This window comes from Peribacillus huizhouensis, assembly GCF_014138605.1.
GTDB classification, from domain to species: Bacteria; Bacillota; Bacilli; order Bacillales; family DSM-1321; genus Peribacillus; species Peribacillus huizhouensis.
In genome coordinates this window covers 106,876-132,909 of record NZ_JACJHX010000005.1, presented here as the reverse complement: position 1 = coordinate 132,909, position 26,034 = coordinate 106,876, and the positions used below count along the sequence as shown (strand labels likewise).

24 protein-coding genes are annotated in these 26,034 nt (G+C 39.7%); 2 read left to right on the top strand and 22 right to left on the bottom strand.

The window, feature by feature from the left end; all coding sequences use genetic code 11:
* Positions 1 to 144: 144 nt before the first annotated feature.
* The 18 genes from hisIE to HNP81_RS09990 all read right to left on the bottom strand — a co-directional run bounded on the left by hisIE (position 145) and on the right by HNP81_RS09990 (position 21,385).
* Positions 145 to 780 (bottom strand): bifunctional phosphoribosyl-AMP cyclohydrolase/phosphoribosyl-ATP diphosphatase HisIE, encoded by a 636-nt coding sequence (gene hisIE, locus HNP81_RS10075; protein WP_028393590.1) that lies wholly within the window; start codon positions 778 to 780, stop codon positions 145 to 147.
* A complete protein-coding gene (hisF, locus tag HNP81_RS10070) occupies positions 777 to 1,535 on the bottom strand; it encodes an imidazole glycerol phosphate synthase subunit HisF (RefSeq protein ID WP_028393589.1) in 759 nt (252 codons plus the stop codon). Before hisF ends, hisIE begins: the two co-directional genes overlap by 4 nt.
* Positions 1,536 to 2,270 (bottom strand): 1-(5-phosphoribosyl)-5-[(5-phosphoribosylamino)methylideneamino]imidazole-4-carboxamide isomerase, encoded by a 735-nt coding sequence (gene hisA / locus HNP81_RS10065; RefSeq protein ID WP_028393588.1) that lies wholly within the window; start codon positions 2,268 to 2,270, stop codon positions 1,536 to 1,538. It abuts the gene before it with no gap.
* A 1-nt stretch (position 2,271) separates the two neighbouring features.
* A complete protein-coding gene (hisH, locus tag HNP81_RS10060) occupies positions 2,272 to 2,901 on the bottom strand; it encodes an imidazole glycerol phosphate synthase subunit HisH (RefSeq protein WP_182502551.1) in 630 nt (209 codons plus the stop codon).
* Positions 2,902 to 3,489: an imidazoleglycerol-phosphate dehydratase HisB gene (gene hisB / locus HNP81_RS10055; RefSeq protein ID WP_028393586.1), complete on the bottom strand. Its 588-nt coding sequence runs from the start codon at positions 3,487 to 3,489 to the stop codon at positions 2,902 to 2,904.
* A gap of 102 nt (positions 3,490 to 3,591) precedes the next feature.
* The gene (gene hisD, locus HNP81_RS10050) at positions 3,592 to 4,857 is read right to left on the bottom strand and encodes a histidinol dehydrogenase (RefSeq protein WP_182502550.1); all 1,266 of its coding nucleotides are present in this window, start codon (positions 4,855 to 4,857) and stop codon (positions 3,592 to 3,594) included.
* A 12-nt stretch (positions 4,858 to 4,869) separates the two neighbouring features.
* Positions 4,870 to 5,499: an ATP phosphoribosyltransferase gene (gene hisG, locus HNP81_RS10045; RefSeq protein WP_028393584.1), complete on the bottom strand. Its 630-nt coding sequence runs from the start codon at positions 5,497 to 5,499 to the stop codon at positions 4,870 to 4,872.
* Entirely contained in the window at positions 5,492 to 6,673 is a 1,182-nt protein-coding gene (locus HNP81_RS10040; protein ID WP_028393583.1) for an ATP phosphoribosyltransferase regulatory subunit, read from the bottom strand. The genes hisG and HNP81_RS10040 overlap by 8 nt, the downstream gene beginning before the upstream one ends.
* A 388-nt stretch (positions 6,674 to 7,061) precedes the next feature.
* Positions 7,062 to 7,571, bottom strand: coding sequence for an acyltransferase (locus HNP81_RS10035; protein WP_182502549.1), 510 nt, complete (start codon positions 7,569 to 7,571; stop codon positions 7,062 to 7,064).
* Positions 7,572 to 7,576: 5 nt separating this feature from the next.
* A complete protein-coding gene (gene ppaX / locus HNP81_RS10030) occupies positions 7,577 to 8,221 on the bottom strand; it encodes a pyrophosphatase PpaX (protein WP_028393581.1) in 645 nt (214 codons plus the stop codon).
* Positions 8,211 to 9,155 carry a nucleoside recognition domain-containing protein gene (locus tag HNP81_RS10025; protein WP_182502548.1) on the bottom strand — a complete coding sequence of 315 codons (945 nt, stop codon included), beginning with the start codon at positions 9,153 to 9,155 and terminating at the stop codon, positions 8,211 to 8,213. Before HNP81_RS10025 ends, ppaX begins: the two co-directional genes overlap by 11 nt.
* A gap of 25 nt (positions 9,156 to 9,180) precedes the next feature.
* A complete protein-coding gene (lgt, locus tag HNP81_RS10020) occupies positions 9,181 to 9,993 on the bottom strand; it encodes a prolipoprotein diacylglyceryl transferase (RefSeq protein ID WP_182502547.1) in 813 nt (270 codons plus the stop codon).
* Positions 9,994 to 10,076: 83 nt separating this feature from the next.
* Positions 10,077 to 11,012, bottom strand: coding sequence for an HPr(Ser) kinase/phosphatase (gene hprK, locus HNP81_RS10015; protein WP_028393578.1), 936 nt, complete (start codon positions 11,010 to 11,012; stop codon positions 10,077 to 10,079).
* A 460-nt stretch (positions 11,013 to 11,472) separates the two neighbouring features.
* A complete protein-coding gene (locus HNP81_RS10010; protein ID WP_182502546.1) occupies positions 11,473 to 12,573 on the bottom strand; it encodes a DUF4097 family beta strand repeat-containing protein in 1,101 nt (366 codons plus the stop codon).
* Between the two features lie 911 nt (positions 12,574 to 13,484).
* A complete protein-coding gene (gene uvrA, locus HNP81_RS10005; RefSeq protein WP_028393576.1) occupies positions 13,485 to 16,358 on the bottom strand; it encodes an excinuclease ABC subunit UvrA in 2,874 nt (957 codons plus the stop codon).
* 7 nt (positions 16,359 to 16,365) lie between these two features.
* Positions 16,366 to 18,345, bottom strand: coding sequence for an excinuclease ABC subunit UvrB (gene uvrB, locus HNP81_RS10000; RefSeq protein ID WP_182502545.1), 1,980 nt, complete (start codon positions 18,343 to 18,345; stop codon positions 16,366 to 16,368).
* A 675-nt stretch (positions 18,346 to 19,020) separates the two neighbouring features.
* Positions 19,021 to 19,239: a CsbA family protein gene (locus HNP81_RS09995; protein ID WP_028393574.1), complete on the bottom strand. Its 219-nt coding sequence runs from the start codon at positions 19,237 to 19,239 to the stop codon at positions 19,021 to 19,023.
* A gap of 556 nt (positions 19,240 to 19,795) precedes the next feature.
* Positions 19,796 to 21,385, bottom strand: a complete 1,590-nt coding sequence (locus tag HNP81_RS09990) for a catalase (RefSeq protein WP_312859667.1) — start codon at positions 21,383 to 21,385, stop codon at positions 19,796 to 19,798.
* 247 nt (positions 21,386 to 21,632) lie between these two features.
* Here HNP81_RS09990 and HNP81_RS09985 point away from each other — a divergent pair, with 247 nt between their 5' ends.
* Complete coding sequence (locus tag HNP81_RS09985) at positions 21,633 to 22,166, top strand: YceI family protein (protein WP_182502544.1); 534 nt, start codon at positions 21,633 to 21,635, stop codon at positions 22,164 to 22,166.
* A 110-nt stretch (positions 22,167 to 22,276) separates the two neighbouring features.
* Here the strand turns inward: HNP81_RS09985 and HNP81_RS09980 are convergent, their stop codons facing one another.
* From HNP81_RS09980 to HNP81_RS09965, 4 genes are all read right to left on the bottom strand, one after another.
* Entirely contained in the window at positions 22,277 to 23,155 is an 879-nt protein-coding gene (locus tag HNP81_RS09980; protein ID WP_182502543.1) for an ATP-binding cassette domain-containing protein, read from the bottom strand.
* Positions 23,156 to 23,158: 3 nt separating this feature from the next.
* Positions 23,159 to 23,560 (bottom strand): GntR family transcriptional regulator, encoded by a 402-nt coding sequence (locus HNP81_RS09975; RefSeq protein ID WP_182502542.1) that lies wholly within the window; start codon positions 23,558 to 23,560, stop codon positions 23,159 to 23,161.
* A 27-nt stretch (positions 23,561 to 23,587) separates the two neighbouring features.
* Complete coding sequence (locus HNP81_RS09970) at positions 23,588 to 24,316, bottom strand: hypothetical protein (protein ID WP_182502541.1); 729 nt, start codon at positions 24,314 to 24,316, stop codon at positions 23,588 to 23,590.
* 280 nt (positions 24,317 to 24,596) lie between these two features.
* Positions 24,597 to 24,767, bottom strand: a complete 171-nt coding sequence (locus HNP81_RS09965) for a hypothetical protein (RefSeq protein ID WP_161632359.1) — start codon at positions 24,765 to 24,767, stop codon at positions 24,597 to 24,599.
* 390 nt (positions 24,768 to 25,157) lie between these two features.
* On the opposite strand from HNP81_RS09965, the gene HNP81_RS09960 reads away from it, so the two are divergent.
* Positions 25,158 to 25,826, top strand: a complete 669-nt coding sequence (locus tag HNP81_RS09960; RefSeq protein ID WP_182502540.1) for an FHA domain-containing protein — start codon at positions 25,158 to 25,160, stop codon at positions 25,824 to 25,826.
* Positions 25,827 to 26,034: the final 208 nt, after the last annotated feature.

The following is a 26,034-nucleotide window of genomic DNA, read 5'->3' as shown; positions in this document are numbered from 1 at the left end:
CTACGTATTATAACATATTGGAAGAACCTTGGCATCTCGTTGCAATAGCAAACAACATTACCTAAAATAGAAATGATTGTTCTATGATTTTGTTGGCTAGACATGAAAATGAGAAAAGTATCTAATACCTTTCTCATTTTTCGTTCATTCTTTTTTAGCATGTCTTTGCTGTAATACAGCTAATACATCTGCAAATGGCAGTTCCTGTTCTTGCAGTAAGACGAACAAATGATACAGCAGGTCAGCGGATTCAAGCGAAAGTTCATCGTGGTCTCGATTCTTTGCGGCAATAATAACTTCAGCTGCTTCTTCGCCTACTTTTTTCAAAATTTTATCGACGCCTTTTTCGAATAAATAGGTTGTATATGAACCTTCTGGCATTGTTTCTTTTCTCGTTGCAATCAGTTTTTCTAATTGTAATAAGAAGTTCGCATCAGGTTTTGCTTGGAAATTTGTGTTTCTGTTTTCAAATAATGTTTCAGTAAAACAACTTGTCGTACCGGTATGACAAGCTGGACCAGACGGATTCACTTTAACAATCAGCGCATCTTGATCACAATCGTATTTTATTTCGGTAATGGTTTGTATATTTCCACTTGTTTCTCCTTTATGCCATAGCTCATTACGCGTGCGGCTAAAGAACCAAGTTTCACCCTTTTCCATGGAGAGTTGCAATGACTCTTCATTCATATACGCTAGGGTCAACACTTCTCCTGTTACGGCATCCTGAACGATAGCGGGGATCAAGCCTTTTTCATCAAATTTTATCTGCTGTTTCATCTAACAACAACACCCTTCTGTTTTAAAAAGCTTTTCACTTCTTTAACGGACGTTTCTTTATAATGAAAAATCGAGGCTGCAAGCGCTGCATCTGCTTTTCCTGTTGTAAAGACTTCTTCAAAATGAGCGGCACTCCCTGCTCCTCCAGATGCAATAACTGGAACGGAAACTGACTCGCTCACCGCTTTTGTCAAAGCAAGATTAAAGCCTTGTTTTTCACCATCATTATCCATACTAGTGAGAAGGATTTCCCCAGCGCCTCGGTTTACCGCTTCTTTTACCCAAGCAATGACTTCCCAATCTGTCGCTCGTCTGCCTCCATGTGTATAGACACGCCAAGAACCGAGCGTTTCGTCCCAACGCGCATCAACAGCGACTACGATACATTGTGAACCGAAGTAATCTGCTCCTTCTGTAATTAATTCCGGACGTAGGACGGCCGATGTGTTTAGTGACACTTTATCCGCTCCTGCCCGAAGAATTCGTTTCATATCTTCTAAAGAATTAATGCCGCCGCCAACAGTAAATGGGATAGCCAGACTTCCAGCAACAGCCCTTACCACATCAACCATTGTTTCCCGTCCTTCATGTGAAGCAGAAATATCAAGGAATACTAGTTCGTCGGCTCCTTCTTGGTCATAGAACGCAGCAAGTTCGACCGGATCTCCTGCATCTCGTAAAGATACGAACTGAACGCCTTTCACCACTCTGCCTTCTTTCACGTCCAGACACGGAATAATACGTTTAGTCAGCATTTAATCTCCCACCTTTTCTAATGCTTCCTTGACTGTGAATCGATTTGTATAGATCGCTTTGCCAACAATAGCTCCAATAACCCCATGAGCTTGATATTCCTTTAATGTGATAAGGTCTTGTAAGCTGCTTATGCCACCCGAGGCAATAACGCCTTTACCAGTTGCTTCTGCCATTGCAACAATCCCTTCCACATTTGGACCAGAAAGCATGCCATCTGTTGCAATGTCTGTAACGATAAACACTTCTGCCCCGCAATCGGCTAAAGCCTTGCCGAGGTCGATCGCTGTTGTTTCTGATGTTTGGAGCCACCCGTGCGTTGCGACTTTACCGTCTTTTGCATCGATGCCGATTGCAATATGCTTGCCATATTTACTAAGCATAGCTTTGGTGAATTCCGGGTCAGAAACAGCTGCACTACCGAGGATGACTCGTTCAACTCCACCTTCGAGATAGTGGACTACGTCTGCTTCAGTCCTGATTCCACCACCAATTTGTATGCTAGCTCCGAGCTTTTGCGCTGCTTGAATCACATATGAATCATTGATTCTACTCCCTGCCTTTGCCCCATCGAGATCAACCATATGTATCCATTCTGCTCCTTGATCGGCGAAGCTTTTTGCCATGTCAAACGGAGAATCGCCATACACGGTTTCTTGATTGTAATCACCTTGAATTAAACGGACACATTTCCCACCGCGCATATCAATGGCAGGGTAAATTGTGAAATTAGACATATTATTGCCTCCCCTTCACTAGTGACAAGTAATTTTTTAATAGGGACATCCCCATCGAACCGCTTTTTTCCGGGTGAAACTGCATACCGAAAACATTATCCTTCGCGACGATCGCCGGCACGTCCACATCATATTTAGCAGATGCAGCCACTACCTCCGTTTCATTTGTCACCACGAAGTATGAATGAACGAAATATACATAATCCTCTTCAAGTCCTTTTAAAAGAGGAGAATGATTGTTAAAAGTTAGCTTGTTCCAGCCCATATGCGGAACTTTATAAGCATTATTTTTCGAATCTCTACCAGAAAACCGTACGACTTTACCTGGTAGAAGTGACAGACCCTTTGCTGGTCCATTTTCTTCACTTTCCTCGAATAGCAATTGCATGCCTAGACAAATTCCTAATAAAAATCCACCTTTATCTACGTGATTTTTTAGAAAAGTAGCTAATTTCTTACGCTCGAGTAACATCATTGCATCCCTGAACGAACCAACTCCTGGTAAAATGATTCCATCGGCTTTTGCCAGTTCGGCAGGATCATCTGAAATAATAAACTCTGTTTGTAACCGTTCGAGTGCTTTACTAACACTGAACAAATTCCCCATGCCGTAATCGACAATGCCAATCATTTATAACAACCCTTTCGTTGATGGAATGCCTTTAACACGTGGATCGATTGTCGTTGCTTCATCAAGAGCTCTACCGAGGGCTTTGAATATCGCCTCGATGATATGGTGCGTATTTTGACCGTAATGAACAATTACGTGCAGATTCATACGAGCTTCAAGTGCCAATTTCCAAAGAAATTCATGAACAAGCTCGGTATCAAATGTGCCAACCTTCTGTGATGGAAACTCAGCACGAAATTCTAGGTGCGGACGGTTGCTAAGATCGACAACAACCTGCGCCAACGCCTCATCCATAGGCACAAATGCATTTCCGTAACGTTTAATTCCACGCTTGTCACCTAGGGCTTCAATCAACGCTTGGCCAAGACAGATCCCAATATCCTCTGTCGTATGATGATCATCTACCTCAATATCTCCCTGAGCATCAACCGTCAAATCAAAATGACCGTGCTTCGTAAATAAATCCAACATATGTGTCATAAATGGCACACCTGTTTCAATTCGAGATATTCCCTCACCATCCACCGTAAACGCAAGCTTCACATCCGTCTCACCAGTCTTCCTCACAACACTACCAACACGCTCCATACGAACCTCCTCCTAGGGGTCAGACCCCATTTCCCAAATTTATTTTCCTTGTATAAACCTTAATAAATTAACGCTTTAAGTGATTCATTTAGGGGTCAGACCCTATTTCCCGCGTGATTCCACAGCTCTGGCATGGGCTTCGAGGCCTTCAAGTCGTGCGAAGGCTGCAATTTTTTCTGCATTTTTCCTAAAGGCCGTTTGACTGTACATGATGATGCTTGATTTTTTCTGAAAATCATCCACATTTAACGGACTTGAAAAACGGGCAGTGCCATTTGTCGGAAGTACATGGTTTGGTCCAGCAAAGTAGTCACCGACTGGCTCCGTACTGTATCTTCCTAAGAAAATAGCGCCAGCATGGCGTACTTGAGCCATTACTTCAAGTGGATCTTTCGTGATAATTTCAAGATGCTCTGGTGCCAGTGTATTAACCGCTTGAATGGCCTGATTCATATCCTCGCACACAATAATCTTCCCATAATCCCGAATAGACGCTGCAGCAATCTCTCGTCTCGGAAGCATCGCCAACTGCTTATCTACTTCTTTTGCTACCTCATTAGCTAAGGTCTCATCTATAGTGACCAACACGCTGCAAGCTCTCGGATCATGCTCTGCTTGTGACAGTAAATCTGCTGCTACTTCTGCGGCAATGGCTGTTTCATCAGCGAGGACTGCAATCTCACTTGGTCCAGCAATCATATCGATCGCTACATCTCCAAACACTTCTCTCTTTGCTAACGCTACGTAGATATTTCCTGGTCCAACAATTTTATCGACCTTTGCTATTGTTTCCGTGCCATATGCAAGTGCCGCAACAGCTTGCGCTCCACCGATACGGTAGATTTCTGTAACACCAGCAATTTTTGCAGCTGCCAAAACCGAATTTGACAGTTTACCATCCTTGCCTGGAGGAGACACCATCACGATGCGTTCGACACCAGCTACCTTTGCTGGAATCACATTCATCAATACCGATGATGGATACGCAGCAGTTCCCCCTGGTACGTACACACCGACTGCATCAATTGCAGTTAGTTTTTGTCCAAGCATTGTTCCTGATTCATCTGTAGAAATCCACGAATTTTTTAACTGCTTTTCATGAAAGGAACGAATATTTACCGCTGCTTCTTCAATGATCGATCTCTCATAAGCGCTTAGTTCATTTGCTGCTCCATCTATTTCCTCGATCGAAACGGCAAATTGTTCAAGCTTTACTCGGTCAAATTGCTCTGTATAGCGAGCAACCGCTTCATCTCCAGATTTTCTAACTTCATAGATGATCTCTTGTACCGCCTTACGTTGGTCAGCCGTTCCTGAATCTACCGAACGCTTTAATGAGGTCCCTTCTGTAAAACGCTCTATCTTCATCACTCCACCTCCTCACTGATTTACTATTTTTGCAAGCCGATCAACAATTTCCGAAATTCTTTTTTCTTTAATTCGATAGCTCACAGGATTTGCAATTAATCTCGATGTCACATCGGCAATTTTTGCATATTCCACAAGTCCATTTTCCTTTAAAGTTTGGCCTGTCGACACAATGTCAACAATTCTTTCCGCGAGACCAATTAAAGGTGCTAGTTCAATCGATCCGTTCAACTTAATAATTTCTACTTGTTCACCTTGTTCACGAAAATAACTGGAAGCTACGTTTGGATATTTACTGGCGATTTTCGGCGTAATATCACTGATTTTTGTATTGGGAAGTCCAGCTACCGCTAAATAGCAAGTACTTATTTTCAAATCCAGCAATTCATAAACATCCCGTTCTTCCTCCAACATAACATCTTTCCCTGCAATTCCGACATCCGCAACACCATGCTCCACATAGGTGACCACATCCATTGGTTTTGCTAAAATAAATCGTAAATTCTCTTCTTCTACTTCTAAAATGAGTTTTCGAGAATCATCAAATTCTGGAGGGAGTCGGAAGTCTGCTTTGCGTAATAAATCTGCCGCTTCTTCAAAAATTCTGCCTTTAGGCATCGCAATGGTTAGAAAGCTATTCACTTCTTACACCTCCATTTCCGATATACAAATGAACCTCATGAAACGCCTTAGTAAATGCATCAACGTTCTCTAATGCGTTAATTTCTTGAATCGTTACGTTAATCCCTTGTTCACGCTTTTCCTTAGCAAATATTAACGCTTCTTTTCTCCGTTCTGGACTGAATACGACACATACCGTAGTTTCTGTTTCTTTTATTTCTCCCAACGCTTCGGTTAAGCGATCCATTCGGATGGCAAATCCGGTGGCAGATGTGTTCCAACCGAATTTTTCAAGCAAGCTGTCATATCGGCCTCCGTTGCCTATTGGGGAACCGACTTGATTAGCATATACTTCGAAAAGTGTACCTGTGTAATAACTCATATGACTGACTAGCGTTAAGTCAAAAGTGATAAACTCCTCGATTCCAAATTCCTTTAATTGCACGGCCAACTCTTTCAAATCTTGCAGAGTTTCTCTTCCTGTTTCACGTTCAAGCAAAGTAGCAGCCTGACTTAATGTATTCTCCTCACCTCTTAAGCTAACGAAATCAATTAATCGCTGCTTGTCAATCGACGATAAAGGCAATGATTTCACATGCTCACGATAGCCAACATAGTTTTTTTCATATAAATATTTTCGTAATACCGCTGCTCGTTCTTCATTTCCTAAAATACTAATGAATAATTCCTGTAGAAAACCAATATGTCCAATTGCTATTTTGAAATCTTTTAGACCTGTAGCTTTTAGCACATCTACAAGCAATGAAATGATTTCTGCATCAGCACTAATTGATGGATTACCGATCAGTTCGATCCCTATCTGTTCAAACTCCGCAGGGCGACCACCTTCTCTTTGCTGAGCCCGGTACACATTGGCTGAATATGCAAGGCGGAGTGGGATTTGCTGCTTTAATAGCTTAGATGCTGCAACTCGGGCAATTGGTGTAGTCATATCCGGTCTAAGAACAAGGGCATGCCCTTGCTGATCCAGCAATTTAAACAACTGCTGATCTAAGATCGCTGAAGCCTCTCCGATTGTTTCATAATATTCCAAAGTAGGTGTTTCGATAAATTGATACCCCCACCTTTTAATCTCAACACTCATGCGATTTCTTACCGATGCTTTCGTTTCATATAACAAGGGAAGCGTATCTCGCATGCCTAATGGCTTTTCAAACATAAACGGCTTGGTCACATCAACACATCCTTTAAGAATTATCTCCACTCTTATTCATTTTCGCATAACCACCCAAAATAAAACATCTGAAAATACAGATAAAACAAAATACTTTAGTTCACTACCATACTACCGAATTGAAGTTATCAATATTCTACCTTCCAAATAGCACCACGTCAAGCATAATATTTTGGGGTCAGACCCTATTTCCCAACTTCCCTCACATGCCAAAGCCCCCATATAAATCATAGGTTTGTGCACTTTCCCGCAGGGGTCAGACCCCATTTCCCATAATAAAAAGACCAGACCTTGCACTGACTATTTGTAGTTCAAATGGAGTGGTTATTCCACTTTGAACTGTGTAGTGTGCAAGGTCTGGTCCTTGGATATTAGTTATCTATTCGATTCAAATTTCCAATTGCTTCGCTCTTTCTTCTTTCGTATAAATGATGCGCATAGGGTTCCCGCCAACAAATGCGCCTTCCGGTACGTCTTTATGCACAAGTGTACCTGCCGACACAATCGCCCCATCGCCAATGACAACACCTGGTAGAATCGTTGAATTAGCACCGATTAGGACTTCATTGCCAATCACAACTTCCCCAAGTCGATATTCCTTAATTAAGTATTCATGTGCTAATATGGTTGTGTTATAGCCAATAACTGAATTTCTACCGACTGTAATTTTTTCAGGAAACATACAATCCAGCATAACCATAAGTGCAAATGAAGTTTGATCGCCAACCTTCATTCTCAAAAAAACTCGATACAACCAGTTTTTCATTCCTAAGAAAGGTGTGTATCTAGCAATCTGAATCACGCTAAAATTCTTCACAACTTTCCAAAAAGGAACCGTTTTAAAGACATGCCAAAGTGAGTTTGCATCTTCTACCGGGTACCTTGTTGTTCGCCTCATAAGGCTTACCCCTCTAAAATCGTGATTAAATCTGACATCTTCTCAAGAATATAATCGGGATTGTACTGCTCAAGATGCTCTCTGCCTTTTGCCGACCAAGCTACTCCTGCTGTTTTTGTCCCGGCATTTTGTCCAGACAATATATCATGATAGTTATCTCCAATCATGATCGATTCTTCAGGAGACGAACCTAATAAAGCCAATGCCTGCTGAACTGGCTCTGGATCCGGTTTTGCTTTTTTCACATGATCTAGTGTAACAATCACATCAAAAAATTCATCCAGCTTTGTCAACTGCAAGCCCTTCATCACAACAGCATGGATTTTTGTTGAAACAATCGCTAATTTATAGCCGCTCTCCTTCAACGTTTTTACTGTTTCATAAACCTCGTCAAACTCCGTAACTAACAAATCATGATGTTCCCAGTTATGCTTTCGATAATGAGTCACCATCTCTTCTGCACGGTTTGGATCAATACTATGAAATGTATCAATTAGCGGCGGACCATTAAAAGGAATAACATCCTCACGTTTATAGCGGTCAGGATAATAATGATTTAATGTATCCAAAAATGAAGCAACGATTAATTCATTGGTGTTAATTAATGTTCCGTCTAAATCAAATAACAAAGTTGTAATATTACTGTTCATATGCTTCCTTCCTTTGTGAAAACTCCGATCGATTCCAAATCATCCCGATAATCATCGTTAACAGTATGGCTGTTGTAAGCCTGATAACCAACAACGGCCAAACCGGAATCCCAAGCGGAATAAAGATTAATGTATCTTCAACTACAGCATGACACGCCACTAGAAAAATAAAAGCAAGCGTCATATCTTTTTTACTTACATTGTCTTCTTTAGCAGCTTGGATCATGACACCAGCACCATACGCCAATCCGATAGTGAGACCTGCCACCATCGTCATCGATGTATTAGGCTTCATTCCGAGAATTTTTGTAAATGGTGCCAAAGCCTTCGACATAACATCCAGCCACTTCAAATCTTTCATAATCTGCATAATAATCATTAATGGAATAACAATGAAAGCTAATTGTACTACCCCAGATGCAGCCCGTTCCAATCCATTTAGTAAAATCGCCCATACACCGTTAATTTCCGCTGTAGCAGGACTAACAAACCCGTATTTGGCAAGCTCTGATCCACCATGCCAAACTAGATTAATCATAACAGCAGCCAATAAAGCTAAGCCGATTCTAACTGCTAAAATAACCCAAAGCTTTACACCGACCTTCACTGCAACACCAGATTCAATAAATAAATTGTGACTAAACGATAACATGATAGCAACAATGAAAACTTCTTTCACCGATAAATCAAGTGTTAAAATCCCAGCAATTCCTGCATACAAGTTTAAAAAATTACCTAATACAAGAGGAATTGCAGCTTCACCCGGCAATCCAATCATATTCATAAAAGGAGAAATGAAATCGATGATCCATTGTAAAACCGGTGTATATTGAAGAACGGATACAATCAATGTAACCGGAAAAATCACTTTACCAAGTGTCCAAGTAGTTTGTAATCCTACCAGTAATCCCTTTTTCACCGAATGGCCAATCACTACCTCCTCACCCCCAATTCGCTCATTATGCCTCTAAGTATTTTTTATCGGAGTAGCCCCGAACCCTTCTGTAAACCCAAAGAACGATCGCCACTACAATTAATACAATGGAAATAACTTGAGCAATTCGTAGTGTTTCTGTCAACATTAAGCTGTCCGTCCGCAAGCCTTCAATGAAATATCGGCCGACTGAATACCAAATGACATAGCTTAAAAAGATCTCTCCTCTGCGCAAATTCGACCTTCTTAAGATTAGTAATAACGCTACACCCAATAAGTTCCAAAGCGACTCATATAAAAATGTCGGATGATAATAAGTCCCCTCTATGTACATTTGATTAATAATAAAATTAGGTAGATGGAGATTTTCTAAAAAGGCACGCGTCACTTCACCGCCATGCGCTTCCTGATTCATAAAATTCCCCCAACGCCCAATAGCTTGCCCTAATAAAAGGCTAGGAGCAGCTACATCTACAAGCTTCCAAAACGATAGTTTTCTAACTTTCGAAAAAACAATAGCGGTTAAAACTGCACCGATAATTGCACCGTGAATAGCGATTCCACCGTTCCAAATTTGAATGATTTGGCCCGGATTTTGCGAATAATAATCCCATTGAAAAATGACATAATAAATTCGAGCACTAATAATCGCTATTGGAACAGCAAACAGGATCATATCGACAAAAGTTTCCTTACCAATTCCTCTTCTGTCCGCTTCCTTAGTGGCAATAAACAAACCTAGAAGAACACCAACTCCGATAATGATTCCATACCAATGCACTTCCAGAAAACCTAAATCAAAAGCAATAGGATTTAACGGCTGTATATCTTGCTCCATCACATTCCCTCTTTTCTATTCTAAGAAATTTTCATTAAAATTACTGATTTCATCGAATAACCCTTACTTGGATGAAGGATCACTTAAAATTCTTCGTGCCCGCCCCCAGAAATAGTATTGTTCAACCGGCTTGAGAAGATTTCCGCTGCATTGACGCCCATTCTTTTCAAACGGAAGTTCATCGCAGCCACCTCTATAATAACTGCTAAGTTTCTTCCTGGTCGTACAGGAACCGTTAATTTCGTCACTTCAGTATCAATGATTTTCACTTTTTCCTCATCAAGACCAACCCGATCATATTGCTTATTTTTTTCCCATAGCTCTAGATTGATAACGAGTGAAATTTTCTTATTGCTTCTTACGGCACCTGCTCCAAACAAGGTCATCACATTAATAATACCCAGTCCGCGAATTTCCAATAAATGCTCAATCAGTTCAGGAGCATTACCAACTAGGGTATCCTGATCTTCCTGACGAATCTCCACACAATCATCCGCAACTAAACGATGGCCTCGTTTTACTAGCTCAAGCGCGGTCTCACTTTTACCAACTCCACTTTTTCCAGTGATCATCACGCCGACTCCATAAATATCTATCAATACCCCATGGACAGCTGTTGTCGGAGCAAGTTTACTTTCCAGAAAATTAGTTAAGTGACTAAATAGCCGGGTAGTTTTCATACTGGACCGCATCACCGGGACCGACTGTTGTTCAGACGCAATAATTAACTCTTCTGGAACCTCATGCGCACGGCTAATAATAATTCCAGGTGTAATATCCCGACATAGGTTTTCCATTCTGCTCGTTCTTTCAGGCGCACTTAGCTTTTCAAAGAAAGACATCTCTGTCATTCCAAGTAGCTGTATTCTCTCTGCGGGATAAAAATCAAAAAAACCTGCAATTTCTAAACCAGGCCGAGAAAGGTCACTTGTTATAATAGGACGATTAATCCCCTCTTCTCCACTGACTAATTCAAGATTGAATGTATCTATCAAATCTTTCACACGTACTTTTGCCATATTGTTAGCCTCCCTTGGAGTTAAATTATTTCTCTTATAAAGGTAATCTTTATTTTAGCATTTTTCTACTAATATCCAAACAAAGCTTTTGTAAAATCACTCAATTACAAAAATACAAAGAGGATGTCCCTTATTGAAAAGGGTTGACCCTTAGCGACATATACAGTTCAAATAAGCGTAAGTACCACTTTGAACAGTGTATATAGCGCGTGGCCTACCCTTGGGACATCCTCTTGTTCCCTTTTTAACCATAATAAAGTGAAACTTCAATCTTCAGTGTTCTTCATCCCCACTGATTGTTAGTGTTGCTAAGATCCAACAAATCAAAGACTAAGTACGCCGCATCCTCATGTCTTCGTCTGCAGCCCACATTCTATGGGCGCAAATTTGCCTTTGAAAACCACAAGAGGCAAGTTCCAATCGGGTTTGTTTTTACGGGCAGTTAATGCTGGATAAATCTTTACGATACTGAAATGCCACCAGTTTTCGTATCAGCAAACAAGTGTAGAACTGGAACAACATCCTTTGTCGTCTTAAATCTCAACACTTTTTGAATGACATCATTTTTCTCTTCAATAATTTGAATGCCATCTAAGTTTACATTGAAGTTACCAAGATTCGATTTCAACTCACCTTCTACTGACATTCCTGTAGGCAAGATTACATCAAGCTTTCCAGTCACTGTTTTGGCTGAAATATACTCACAATTTTGTTCATCCACACGGCAAGTCACTTGACCAGAAAATGATTGAGCATCAAGATTTTTATAGATTCCATCTACATGTATCGAACCATTTAATGTTTCTGTTTCGATTTTTTCTATAGTTGCTTGGCGAATCGATATATTCCCATTTCCCGTTTCAGCATTTAGTTTTTTTCCTGTCACGTCTTCAATGGCTATTTTTCCATTGGCAGTCTTCACTTTAAAATGATCTGCTTTTAAAGACTCTCCAGAGATAGAACCGTTAAACATACGGATATACACTTCTTCATACTCTTTATTAGGGATGTACAAAGTGACATCCGCTTTTATAAATTTCTGCAATAAATGGAAACGTAATTTTTCATCTTCTACTAAAAAATGTACTTCTTTTAATAGCGCTTCTCTTGCTTCATCCTGCATCGCGCCACGATAAACCTTCGCTTGACATTCAATTCTAATTTCATTATTCGACCACGGGATTACTCTCGTCTTCCCATTTGCAATATCTATCTCAATTTCTTTAAGGGGCGTTTGATCATGGGTAAAAATATGTGAAATCTCATGCGAAGTACCAAAATTGAGATCAAAATCCGATTCTTTGATTTTTTTCACGGCACTCTCTACGAAATCAAAGATTTTCTCTTTGGAAGAGCTGATTTTTTTATTAAAATAATCTTGTTGTTTATCGGCACCTTCTTTATCAAGAACAACTGTCGATAATTCATTGACTAGTACTTGTTCTTTCTTCTCCGATTCTTTACTCGCCTGATCTAGTTCTTCTAAAATCTTTAAAGCTTCATCCGTAGATAGTTTCCCATCTTGAACCATTTGTAGAATTCGCTTTTTTTCTTCATTCATTCCTTTTCCCTCCAATTTCAATCTATTTTTTTCACAGGGTTTTCTCGATTTTCTCTTTTATTATGAATATTATGGAAGCAATGAGTTAGTATTTTGAGTCCAAAAAAATAAAAGCACACTTACTTATTAATACGCCTACTATTCATGAAAGTTTCATCACTTACAAAATTTAACTCCAATAATTTCAAACGACATAATAATCAGCGAATCTAACGCAGTATGTCCATAGAAATGCAGGTTTGCATCCATTTTAATCAATCGTTTGATTAAGCCGCGTTATCGCAAATTTCTGCAAAGCTCATCCTTTCAGACCGTCAAAATATTCACCAATTTATACCTCATATATCCCTTGCAATACTTTGTCTCCTCCATTTTAATCAATCGTTTGATTAAGGACAAAAAACAAGACTTCAAACATTTCCGAAACCTCTACTATACATTCGACAATTTCAAACGACATAAAAAACATCTAATTTCACATCAGATGTCATTAGAGACTACATTTCCACACTCCATTTAATCAATCATTTGATTAAGCGCTATTCTACAAAATTCTTCTTATTATGATTCAACGATACCCCAAAAGGGTCTGACCTAGCACTCACTATACAGTTTTTGTGTTACTTTCACTTCATTTTAACTGTATGTGGTAGTTGCTCAGTCTGACCCTTGCATTATCCCGCATTAACGGGCAGTTGACCCCCACCCAAGTGGGGGTCAACTGCCCGTAAAAGCCCGATTGGTGAGATACAGTGAAACTTACCGCTGGGTTCTTCAGCGGTTTAGTTGAACCAATCGGGTTCGTACTGTCGATTGATCTTAGCGGAAGCGAAGATCTTAGCGACAGTAGAACGGGACTAACAATCAGTGGAAAATCCCCACTGATTGAAGTTTCACTTTATCGGACATCCTTATACATGTTCATGCTCTTTTTCTTTGATTCTCTTTTCCATTCTGATACGGTCTCTTTCAAGAATAGGTTTTAGATATTTTCCTGTATAGGACCCTTCTGCCTCAGCGATTTGTTCAGGTGTACCTGTTGCGATAATCGTTCCGCCTTTATCTCCACCCTCAGGACCAAGGTCGACCAAATAATCAGCGGATTTAATGACATCTAGATTATGTTCGATGACAAGAACAGTATCACCGTTTTCAACGAGGCGCTGAAGGACTTCAAGAAGCCTTGCAATATCATCAACATGAAGACCCGTTGTTGGTTCATCAAGAATATAGAAGGAACGGCCATTTGAACGACGATGAAGTTCAGAAGCTAACTTTACCCGCTGTGCTTCTCCACCGGAAAGTGTGGTTGCTGGCTGACCAAGTTTAATATAACCTAAGCCAACATCTTGAATTGTTTGGAGTTTTCTATTGATTTTTGGGATATTCTCAAAAAATTCAACCGCTTCTTCTACCGTCAACTCTAGAATATCAGCAATATTTTTGCCTTTATATTTCACTTCCAATGTTTCACGATTATACCGCTTTCCATGACACACTTCACAAGGCACGTACACATCAGGTAAGAAATGCATTTCAATTTTAATGATTCCATCGCCACGACAAGCTTCACAGCGACCACCTTTGACATTAAAACTAAAACGACCTTTTTTATAGCCGCGAATTTTCGCTTCATTCGTTGTGGCAAACACATCCCGAATATCATCAAATGCCCCTGTATATGTAGCGGGGTTTGAACGCGGCGTTCTTCCAATTGGTGACTGATCAATATCGATGACCTTATCAAGATGATCAACACCTTTGATTTCCCGAAAAGAACCCGGGCGAGCTTTTGCACGGTTCAGTTTTTGCGCTAATGATTTATGTAGAATCTCATTAACTAACGTACTTTTCCCAGAACCCGAGACACCAGTAACAGCTGTAAATGTACCAAGAGGAAATTTCACATTCACATTTTTGAGATTATTTTCTTTCGCTCCTTTGATTTCAATATAACGACCATCACTTTTACGACGTTCTAGTGGTAACGGAATAAATTTTTTCCCTGACAAATACTGCCCAGTTAATGAATCAGGATCATTCATGACTTCCTGTGGCGTACCTGCAGAAACAATTTTCCCTCCGTGTGCTCCTGCTCCTGGTCCTACATCAATCAAATAATCTGCAGCAAGCATCGTATCTTCGTCATGTTCAACTACGATCAGCGTATTGCCAATTTCACGCATATTCTTCAGTGTTTCAATAAGACGATCATTGTCTCTTTGATGGAGACCGATTGATGGTTCATCCAAAATATATAGAACACCCGTTAAACGGGAGCCAATCTGAGTGGCTAGCCTGATTCGCTGAGCCTCCCCACCAGATAGCGTTCCTGCCGCTCTGCTTAAAGTTAAATATTCCAAGCCAACATTGGCAAGAAAACCTAACCGCTCTTGAATTTCACGCAAAATTAATTGAGCAATTGCTTGTTCTTTTTCTGATAAATCCAGATGTTCGAAAAACTGGACGGCCTCTTCAATCGAATAAGCAGTTGTTTCACTAATCGTTTTGTTTTGGATGAGAACAGATAGGCTTTCCTTCTTCAGTCTTTGGCCTTTACAAGTTGGACAAGCATGTTGAGCCATATACTTTTCCATCTGATCACGGACATAGTCTGAACTAGTTTCTTTAAAGCGACGTTCCACGTTATTCAATACACCTTCGAAAGCGATATAGCTTTCGTGCAATCTACCGTAGTCATTTTCATAACGGAAGTAAATTTTTTCTTTTCCAGAACCATATAAAATCTTATCCAACAAACCTGTCGATAGGTCTTTAACTGGAATATCCATATCAATTCCATAATGATCAGCTATAGCTTTCAATAGTTGGGGATAATATTGCGAACTAGTCGATTCCCAAGGCGCAAGCGCATTTTGGTTTAACGTTAATTCATCATTTGGAATGACGAGCTGTTGATCGACTTCAAGTTTCGTACCAAGGCCGTCGCAATCTGGACAGGCACCGAATGGGCTGTTAAAAGAAAACATGCGCGGCTCCAGTTCTTCTACGGAGAACCCACAATAAGGGCAAGCATGATGTTCACTAAACAAAAGCTCCTCTTCCCCATTAATATCTATCAATACTTTTCCGTCACCTAGCTTTAAAGCACTTTCCATTGAGTCTGCAAGGCGCGCTGCTATCCCATCTTTAATAACGATACGGTCGATAATGACCTCAATCGAGTGTTTCTTATTTTTTTCAAGAATGATGTCTTCCCCTACGTCTAAAATCTCGCCATCTACGCGAACTCTGACATATCCTTGCTTTTTAATATCTTCCAACACTTTGGTGTGTGTCCCTTTTCTTCCTGAGACAACGGGCGCAAGGACTTGCATTTTTGTCCGTTCAGGGTATTCTAAAATCCGGTCCACCATTTGTTCAATCGTTTGTGAGGATATTTCAATGCCGTGATTAGGACATGTTGGTCTACCGATTCGTGCGTAAAGTAAACGTAAATAATCGTAGATTTCCGTTACAGTTCCAACTGTTGAACGCGGATTACGGCTTGTAGTTTTCTGATCGATTGATATGGCCGGTGAAAGGCCTTCAATTGAATCCACATCTGGCTTATCCATTTGTCCTAAAAATTGTCTGGCGTAAGCAGAAAGCGACTCAACATAGCGCCGTTGCCCTTCCGCATATATCGTATCAAATGCAAGCGATGACTTCCCTGATCCCGACAATCCCGTAAGGACGACAAGCTTGTCTCTGGGGATTGTGACGTCAATATTCTTTAGGTTATTGGCTCTAGCGCCAATAACCGTGATTTTTTCCAATGCCATTGTCTTGTCACCCTTCCACTTTCAGCTCGATTAAAAGATCACGAAGCTGTGCTGCCCGTTCGAAATCGAGGGCTTTAGCTGCTTCTTTCATTTCCTTCTCCGTGTTCATAATTAGTTGCTCTCGCTCCTGTTTCGTCATTTTAGTGAAACTAGGTGCTACATCATATGTCTCCGTATCTTCTGCTGCATGAGTCACGCGAATGGAACCACGAACCTCTTTTTGAATAGTTTTTGGAGTAATATTATGTTCTTTATTATACTGCTCTTGAATTTCTCGGCGCCGCTTAGTTTCACTAATGGCCAATTCCATCGAATTCGTTATGCGATCCGCATACATAATTACATGACCATTGGAATTCCGAGCGGCACGGCCAATCGTTTGGATAAGCGAACGCTCAGAACGCAAGAATCCTTCTTTATCGGCATCCAATATCGCAACCAATGATACTTCAGGAATGTCGAGACCTTCTCGTAACAAGTTAATTCCGACTAGTACATCATATTTGCCCATTCGTAGTTCACGAATAATTTCAATTCGTTCTAAAGTCTTTACCTCAGAATGGAGGTACTGAATCTTAATTCCAATTTCTTTTAAATAATCCGTTAAATCTTCAGACATTTTTTTCGTCAAAGTTGTGATAAGTACGCGCTCGTTTCGTTTGATTCGATCCTGAATTTCACCGATTAAGTCATCAATTTGACCCTCAATTGGTCTCACTTCAATATTCGGGTCTAATAAACCAGTCGGTCTAATAATTTGCTCGACCATTTCAGGTGTATGTTCCAATTCAAACGGTCCCGGCGTAGCGGATACAAAAACGGCTTGATGGACTTTCTCCTCAAACTCTTCGAATCGAAGCGGTCTGTTATCCTTGGCAGAAGGCATCCTGAAACCATGATCCACCAGCACTTGCTTCCTCGCCTGATCTCCGTTATACATTCCGCGGATTTGCGGCAAAGTAACATGTGATTCATCAATAACAAGTAGAAAATCCTTAGGGAAATAGTCAATCAATGTATAAGGTGTTGCCCCAGGAGGCTTCAATGTTAAATGTCTAGAATAGTTCTCAATCCCTGAACAAAATCCCATTTCACGCATCATTTCCAGATCATACCTTGTACGCTGTTCCAGGCGTTGAGCTTCTAACAGTTTATCTTCATTGCGCAGCACGACTAACCATTCTTCTAGTTCTTTCTCTATATTATCAATCGCTACCTTCATTTTCTCTTCACGTGTAACGAAATGGGAAGCTGGGAATATCGCAATATGATCCCGTTCAGCCGTAATTTCTCCCGTTAACGCATCCACTTCCCGTATTCGATCGATTTCATCACCAAAAAACTCCACACGAACACAGTGTTCATCACGAGAAGCTGGGAATATCTCAACCACATCCCCCCGTACTCGGAAAGTCCCACGGTGGAAGTCTATATCATTTCGTTCATATTGAATATCTACTAATTTATGTAGCAGTTTATTTCGATCAATCTCCATACCCGTGCGGAGGGAGACAACCATTTCTCGATATTCTTCTGGAGAACCGAGACCGAAAATACATGAGACACTAGCGATAATAATGACGTCTTGACGTTCAAATAGCGCAGATGTAGCCGAGTGACGCAGTTTGTCAATTTCATCATTAATGCTCGCATCTTTTTCAATATATGTATCCGTAGATGGAACATAGGCTTCTGGTTGATAGTAATCATAGTAACTAACAAAATAGCCGACAGCGTTATTCGGGAAAAATTCCTTGAACTCACTATACAATTGCCCTGCAAGCGTCTTGTTATGAGCAATGACTAATGTTGGCTTATTAACTTCTTTAATGACATTTGAAATGGTAAATGTTTTTCCCGTTCCAGTTGCCCCTAGCAATGTCTGATACCGTTTCTCACTTTCAATTCCTTCTACTAATTCCTTAATGGCAGCAGGCTGATCTCCTTGTGGCGAATAATTGGAGACTATCTCAAATTGATCCTTCACTAAGCAATCCTCCATTCTATAAAGTGAAACTTCAATCAGTGGGCGTTTTCTTCATCCCCCACTGATTGTCTTTGAACCAATCGGGCTTTTACGGGCAGTTATCCCCCACCTAAGCTTCCTCGATTCCTCTAAGCCTTGGGTGGGGGTTTACTGCCCGTTAAAGCGGGATAAATATTTCTTGTCTATAATGGATTTATCTACTTTCACCGTTAGGCTTTTGTCTAAAACATTCATATCTATTTATAGCCCTTTATTGAAGCATTCTATACACATTCTACCACAAAGGACAACGAAGAAACCAATAATAAGCGAACGTTCATTCGACAGATTTTCGACAATACAAAACGAATACGGCGCTTAAATTCCAATATTCATCATTTAGGATTCATCCTATAGCACGCTACACTCGCCTAATCACAATGGTGGCGGTGCGGATCCGGATTTTCTTAAAAAAGTATGCATAAGTGTAGTAGATAGGCTATATTAATAAGTCGCGCAGCCCCGTCCCCATGTCTTCATACAAAAAGGAAAATGTAAATGTAGTCAACTAAAAGCTCTGCTATCAGAAAGATTAGCCATTACAAAAAACACATGGCTCGATTTGCACCATGTGTTTATGTAGATAGAATAATAGAAATAATATTGAAGATTGCAGTATACTATTCTTCCTTCATGCTATATTCGTTTTAACATTTTCGTTGAATACCAAAAACCGACTGTTAATGAAAACGCATCTATGATAATTAAAATCCATGTATGTGTGTAACCTTTATATGCCGATGCTGCAATTAATGCAACCGTCAATGCAAGTCCGACATAACGATTAAACGTCACTCTTGAAAATAAGATAACAAGTAAGCCGGGAACGATTAGAGCAGATAAAAACTTAACCATTCTTCCATCTCCTTACAGTCCACTGTAATTTACAGCAAAGCCCATTTACTAATTAAGTAGTTTCAGTTTAATTCATTTATCAGATAAAATCCATTTGTTTACGATTTAAACCGCTTGATAAAATGAAACTTCAACCAGTGGGGTTTTCTTCATCCCCCCACCTATGCTTCTTCGATTCCCCTAAACCTTGAAGTGGAGTTGCACTGCCCATTCATGCGGGATTCATTGCAAATAAATGATATTTACAAATTAGACTCTGTAAAACTTGCCTGTTGATTGGAACGTATGGCGTTCGTTCCAATCAACAACGCGCTTCAACATAGCCAAAAATTAAAAAAAGGAGTGCTCCAAAAGAAAGGGTCAGACACTGCAACAACTAAATACAGTAAAGTTACGTGTATAAAACACAACATACTGATTTAAAGTGCACAGTCTGACCCTTAAGAGATTCAGTTCAAAACTAGATGTAGGCAAAACTATAAAGTGAATCAATCAGTAAGGGTTACTGTCCGTTAATGGGGATGAACCTTGAACAATATGTCTTAGTCTGTCCGCATTAGTAAGGCTCTGCGTCATGTCCCTTTTCAATTGCTTGTTCGGGAGCCTTTTCTCCATCTTTATTGCCAAGAGGCTTTTGACTCGATCCACCTTTTGGCGCATTTGCCAAGCCTTCTCGTAGACGGCGGCCGTATTCTTCATCTGCTTCTTCCGCCAATGCAATCATTTTGGCTTGGATTCGACTGTCTACTGGTGCAAGTCCTGAAACAAGGTTAGAGATTAGTTCATCCTTCTCCCAGTCCTCAAACATGCGATACGTTTCACCGGCTTGTTTCGTATTGTTTTGGCGATCAATGGATTCTCTCACTAATTTCCCTTCAATATAAGGGGTATATTCTTTGCCTTCTTGCTTCGCTTCTTTCAAGCCGCCAAGAAGGGAAGGTTCGTAATTGATATGCGGGTTCTGATTTCCACCTAGATCCACTCGATATTGCATTTGACCACCGCGTTGATTTGTCGCTACCCTTTTCTTAGGTGCATTAATGGGCAGCTGTAAATAGTTAGCGCCGACACGATGACGCTGCGTATCAGAGTAGGAGAATGTTCTGCCCTGAAGCATCTTATCGTCCGAAAAATCAAGACCATCTACCAAGACACCTGTTCCAAATGCGGCCTGCTCTACTTCAGTAAAATAATCTTCTGGATTTTTGTTCAGCACCATTTTCCCAACCGCAAGCCACGGGAACTGGTCTTCAGGCCATAACTTCGTATCATCTAACGGATCAAAATCCAATTCAGGATGATCGTCATCGCTCATCACTTGGACAAGCAGCTCCCATTCAGGATATTCACCGTTTTCAATTGCCTCATACAAGTCCTGGGTAGCGTGGTTGAAGTTCTTCGCTTGAATTTCTTCTGCTTCTTTTTGCGTTAAATTTTTTATCCCTTGTTTAGGTTCCCAATGGTATTTGACAAGAACAGCTTCACCCTCACTGTTCACCCACTTATACGTATTAACCCCTGACCCTTGCATCATGCGATAATTCGCTGGAATCCCCCAAGGTGAGAAGACGAAGGTGACCATGTGAAAGGATTCTGGTGAATTACAGCAAAAATCAAAAAATCGTTCATTATCCTGTATATTCGTAATTGGATCTGGCTTAAAAGCATGAATCATATCGGGAAATTTAATCGCATCACGAATAAAGAAGATTTTCAAATTATTCCCAACCAAATCCCAATTGCCATCTTCGGTATAAAACTTCACCGCAAAACCGCGTGGGTCACGTAATGTTTCCGGAGAATGTGTTCCATGGATCACTGTAGAAAAGCGAACAAAAACAGGCGTTTGTTTTCCTGCCTCTTGGAAAAGCTTAGCTCGAGTATACTTCGAAACAGGTTCATCTCCCGCTTTTCCATATGCTTCAAAATAGCCATGAGCACCGGCACCACGACCATGTACGACCCGTTCTGGAATTCGCTCCCTGTCAAAGTGGCTTATTTTCTCAATGAAATCATAATTTTCTAATGTCGTCGGTCCACGATTGCCAACCGTTCTCATACTTTGATTATTCGTTACTAGGTGCCCTTGACGATTCGTTAAGACATCTTCCGTTTGATTTGGATCATTTGATTGATTGTTTCCCACACTCTTCCTCCTCAAAAATGAACTACTATCTACCTTCCCCTTTTACCAGTAAATAATTCCAAGTTATGATATTTTTATAAAAACCCTTTTTTATTTTCATAGTAAATATTTAATTTGAAGGATTTGTAAGTTTTTTGTAAATCCCATTGACAATCCAATAATTTGAATTTATAATTTATCTTGTATTAAGTTATCTCGAATTAAAAGTATATAATTTCACGATAATATATTGGGGAGGAATTTTATCATGACAAAAACGAAGTGGACAATTGACGTAAGCCATAGTGAAGTAGCATTCTCTGTTAAACATATGATGATTTCTAAAGTGAAAGGTTCTTTTAATCAATTCGATGCAGCAATCGAAGCTGATCCAGCCGATTTAACAACGGCAAATATCACATTCACAGTCGATGTTGCAAGTGTTGATACACGAAGCGAAGACCGTGATAATCACCTTCGTTCTGCTGACTTTTTTGATGTTGAAACATATCCAACATTAACGGTTATATCGAAAAAAATCACCAAAACTGGGGATAATGAATATGAACTTATCGGAGATGTATCATTGCACGGCGTTACTCGCGAAGAAACATTCCAAGTTACATTTGAAGGTGAAGCAAAAGATCCATGGGGCAATGATAAAGCAGGATTTAGCGGATCTGGTAAAGTGAAACGCAGTGATTACGGCTTAACTTGGAATACTGCCCTTGAAACTGGTGGCGTACTTGTTGGCGACCAAATCACATTAAACTTTGACATTCAAGCTGTGAAGCAAGCTTAATTATTTTATTCACGAGAAAAGACCTTCCTGACACGGAAGGTCTTTCTCAATCTTTCCTACAATCTCAACCATTTTAGTCTTTCTTGAGGTGTTGTATTTTTTCCGAACGATCAAAATGGCCGTTTACGTTCCCCATGATCTCCCAGCAATACAGTAATAATTTCTTCTAGCTCCATTGACTCGGATTCAATCCATGCCAGTTTTTCTTGTAAAAAATAACGCTCCGCTTCGTTAGAACGACTAGTTGTAATCAATCGATCACCTTTTCGAGTAATTTCTCCTGGTACAGATTCAAATGAGAGCGGCTGTTCCATCCAGTAGCGCTTGTATTGTGTCGTTAGTTCTTCTTTTAAAAATTGTCCGATCATCTTCCCGTTCTTCATAATGACCACATAGTCTGCGAGTTTACGAATGTCCTCCACTTGGTGGGTGGCAATAATTAAGGCTTTGTCTTCCCGTTCCATCCATTCAACTAACACGTCCATCAGCATTTGTTTAGCCGGTATATCCATTTGAGCAGTCGGTTCATCTAGGACCATAACCTCGGTATCCCTTGATAGGGATAGGGCAAGATTAAGTTTCTGTCTTACACCAGGTGACAGCTTAACGTACCGTTTCATTATTGGAATATCAAACAAATCAACAAGATGCATAAATAAGTTCTGATCCCATTTCGGATACCACTTTGAGATGAACGTCATCAACTCTTTTCCATTGAACGCATTACACCCAATTAGCGACTGGGGCTGATAAGCAATACGCTGATTCCAATGATCTTCATATTGATCAAACTCTTTTCCAAAAAGATGGATTACCCCCTCTTCAGGTTTTACTAAGTTCATCATGGTCTTCAAAAGTGTACTTTTCCCTGCTCCATTATTCCCAACAAGGGCTGTAATTGTTCCTGGTTGAACGGTCAAATCTATCGGTCCAAGTTGAAAGTCATCAATCTTCTTCTTCAACCCCTTCATTTCCAACCATGGTTGCATCTTCTATTCCTCCTTCTTCTTGTTTTTTTTCATTGAAAGGATTTGTTGAAAAATCCCTTCAATTTCTTCGAAGCTATATTCATGTTGAAGTGCAGTTTCCACTCCGTTTGCTATGGCTTCATATACCACAGAAACTTTAATCTTCTCTTTCATCGATTCCGCAACCTCTGCAACAAATGTCCCTTTTCCTTGAACGGTTTTGATGAAACCCTGGTATTCAAGATCTTGATAGGCACGTCTTATCGTAATAACACTGATTTCAAGATCTTTTGAGAGTGCACGAATGGAAGGCAATGATGAGCCTGCAGCCAGATGTCCGCTCGTAATAAGTGTTTTGATTTGTGCTTCAATTTGATGATAAATCGGCACACGTGATTCTTTAGAAAGTCGAATCGGAAGCTCCATCGTGTTCCTCCTTCCTGTTGTAACAAGTTAATTGAAATAATCGTTACGATCTATTTTCTTTTTCATAGAATGTTTCCAATAAGACAGACCATAAAGTGCAGCAATTATGGAAAGTGCGGACGAAATGATTGGCCACCGCTTTGCTGCAAACATCGTCCAACCCACAATTCCGTAATTTGTATACACTGCAATAATGAGTGGAACAAACATACCTACTATGACTAACAAAATACTCGAAAACGCAACGGTGGTAGTGGTTGCTTTTTCCCCTGCGTCTGCTACAGGATAAACAAGACCCCAATATGCATTAAAGCTCAGCCAAATAATTGAAAACACTAGATACGAGTACCATGGCATAAATGCTCTTAGTTCTGGTGAGAAGGAATAAAGCAATACAAGCAATAGAAGCTGGAATGGAACAGAGTAGACAAAATAAACAATAAATCTACTTTTCACTAAAACATCCTTCTGAATAGGCAGTTGATTCAAAAATACAAAGAATGGGGAGCCATACATTCCGTCAGTCAATTTATCTAGTTGAAACCCTTTTGGTCGTACCCAGGCAGCGGCTAATGCAAATGCAAGTAAAAAGATATAATCAAACATCACGATATTTTTTTCCAAGTAGTCGTGCAAAGAGGTAATCAAGAATGCTGTAAATGGGAGAAACATGAAAATCATTAGCAAGATGACTTTTCCAATCGACTTTTTTATTTCAAACCAAGCGAGCCATAAAGCCTGTTTTGAATGACTCATAATAGAACCCTTCCTCTCTCTAAGTGTAATAGTGTTTATATCTATATACACACTATATGATAATATTTACACTTTGACAATACCAATTGTTAAAAAAATCAATTTTTGTGTTTCATTATCCAAATATTTGTTTCACAAAGTTGCAAGTGCTTAATTCCTTTCATTTAACGGCCAAATAAAAAACAGCCTGCAGATCACCTACAAACTGTTAGATCATAACTTATTCAAATGATGGTTTTACCTCAAAAATTGATTGACCACTTTTCCTAATATTCTCAGACTATTTATCGAAACTACTAGTAGATTCAATTTCTGAAAATCTTAATCTATCATAATGTTCTTTGTCCAAAATCAATTGCATAAAGGCAAGTCTCACTAATAAAAACGTCAAAAGAAAACAAATAACGATAAACATAATCCTTAATCCTTTTTTCGCTTCCATTCCCATCATGTACACAATCTCCAAGTTTAATTTTTAGAAAAAACGGTTGCAGTTAGAAATAGAATACACGTTACAGCGAAGATAATTGTCGTGATTGGTTGCGGGACTAAAATGTAAAAGATTGTGCTACATATTAAAATTAAACCACTTACTTCACTAAGAAATTTTAACGCCATATGAATCGATTCCTTTCAAATTTCTATCTTAACGACCTTTCAAAGAAAGTTGTAATCTACTATAATATAATTTATTTAATTATACATAGGTGAGCTTCTGAGCACCATGTAACAAACATCACATTTTTCTAACATTTTATAGAATATTCTGTTTTCTTTAAGAAAATAAGATGGAGTATGCTCGTTCAATGAGCTTCCGATATCTTATTAGGAGGGATCGTTGGTGAATAGTCAATCATACAAAGTTTTATTAAAATCCATCGGAATGGAAACAATTGCAAATTTTAAATACTTGCAAGGAAATAGTGAGATGATAGTTGGTCGCTCAAATAACCAGGAAAAAATCGACTTTCCTATTTTTAATAAGCTGGTTTCTCGACGACATTGTAAAATTTACTTGCAAAATGGCTTAATTTTTATCGAGGACTTGCAAAGCAAGCACGGTACCGAATTAAATGGTCAAAAATTAACTCCCTTTAAATCATATCAATTCAAGGAAGGCGATTCACTCACGTTAATTAGTGGGCTGATTGAATTCCAGATTGAAAAAAATAATGACGATACGATAGAATTTTATGTTGGGGAACGAACGAACACGGGTAAAACGGTGCTCAATGATTCGATGCAAACACTCCAAATAAAAAAAGAGTTGATTAAAATGGCTCATAAAGAATTTACCTGCTTTAAGCTTTTATTTAATCATATCGGCAACATTGCGACAAAGGAAGAAATTATCCAGACCGTTTGGCCTGAGCGTAACATCGCGTCAGATTCTCTCGTAACGGATGAAGAAATCTCCTCATTGATTTATCGAGTACGTAAGAAAGTTGGCCATCACTACACTATTAAATCCATTAAAAATAAAGGCTATTACTTAGAAGAAATGGTATAAGCCTCTCCCATAAGGATCTGATCTCGTACTTTAAATTGGTATGTAGTGTTTCATATACCTTGTACTGTCTTTGGTTGGTGTGAGGTCTATCCCTTTGCTTTAGGAGACACCCCCCTCTAATTTGCATAGAGGATCGAGGATTTCACATAAAAACCCTTATCCTCTGCTCATTTTTTATATTCGTCTATGTAGTGGCTTGAGGGCAATG

What these genes read in the sequence shown, in the direction of transcription:
- lgt (WP_182502547.1), bottom strand. Translation starts at nt 9,993, where the DNA reads ATGGAGCAAGATATACAGCCGTTAAATCCTATTGCTTTTGATTTAGGT.
- ppaX (WP_028393581.1), bottom strand. Translation starts at nt 8,221, where the DNA reads ATGAACAGTAATATTACAACTTTGTTATTTGATTTAGACGGAACATTA.
- hisIE (WP_028393590.1), bottom strand. Translation starts at nt 780, where the DNA reads ATGAAACAGCAGATAAAATTTGATGAAAAAGGCTTGATCCCCGCTATC.
- hisD (WP_182502550.1), bottom strand. Translation starts at nt 4,857, where the DNA reads ATGAAGATAGAGCGTTTTACAGAAGGGACCTCATTAAAGCGTTCGGTA.
- HNP81_RS10035 (WP_182502549.1), bottom strand. Translation starts at nt 7,571, where the DNA reads ATGAGGCGAACAACAAGGTACCCGGTAGAAGATGCAAACTCACTTTGG.
- HNP81_RS09975 (WP_182502542.1), bottom strand. Translation starts at nt 23,560, where the DNA reads ATGGAGCTTCCGATTCGACTTTCTAAAGAATCACGTGTGCCGATTTAT.
- HNP81_RS09985 (WP_182502544.1), top strand. Translation starts at nt 21,633, where the DNA reads ATGACAAAAACGAAGTGGACAATTGACGTAAGCCATAGTGAAGTAGCA.
- HNP81_RS09980 (WP_182502543.1), bottom strand. Translation starts at nt 23,155, where the DNA reads ATGCAACCATGGTTGGAAATGAAGGGGTTGAAGAAGAAGATTGATGAC.
- hisH (WP_182502551.1), bottom strand. Translation starts at nt 2,901, where the DNA reads ATGATTGGCATTGTCGATTACGGCATGGGGAATTTGTTCAGTGTTAGT.
- hisF (WP_028393589.1), bottom strand. Translation starts at nt 1,535, where the DNA reads ATGCTGACTAAACGTATTATTCCGTGTCTGGACGTGAAAGAAGGCAGA.
- uvrA (WP_028393576.1), bottom strand. Translation starts at nt 16,358, where the DNA reads ATGGCATTGGAAAAAATCACGGTTATTGGCGCTAGAGCCAATAACCTA.
- hprK (WP_028393578.1), bottom strand. Translation starts at nt 11,012, where the DNA reads ATGGCAAAAGTACGTGTGAAAGATTTGATAGATACATTCAATCTTGAA.
- HNP81_RS09970 (WP_182502541.1), bottom strand. Translation starts at nt 24,316, where the DNA reads ATGAGTCATTCAAAACAGGCTTTATGGCTCGCTTGGTTTGAAATAAAA.
- HNP81_RS10010 (WP_182502546.1), bottom strand. Translation starts at nt 12,573, where the DNA reads ATGAATGAAGAAAAAAAGCGAATTCTACAAATGGTTCAAGATGGGAAA.
- hisA (WP_028393588.1), bottom strand. Translation starts at nt 2,270, where the DNA reads ATGTCTAATTTCACAATTTACCCTGCCATTGATATGCGCGGTGGGAAA.
- HNP81_RS09995 (WP_028393574.1), bottom strand. Translation starts at nt 19,239, where the DNA reads ATGGTTAAGTTTTTATCTGCTCTAATCGTTCCCGGCTTACTTGTTATC.
- HNP81_RS09965 (WP_161632359.1), bottom strand. Translation starts at nt 24,767, where the DNA reads ATGATGGGAATGGAAGCGAAAAAAGGATTAAGGATTATGTTTATCGTT.
- hisB (WP_028393586.1), bottom strand. Translation starts at nt 3,489, where the DNA reads ATGGAGCGTGTTGGTAGTGTTGTGAGGAAGACTGGTGAGACGGATGTG.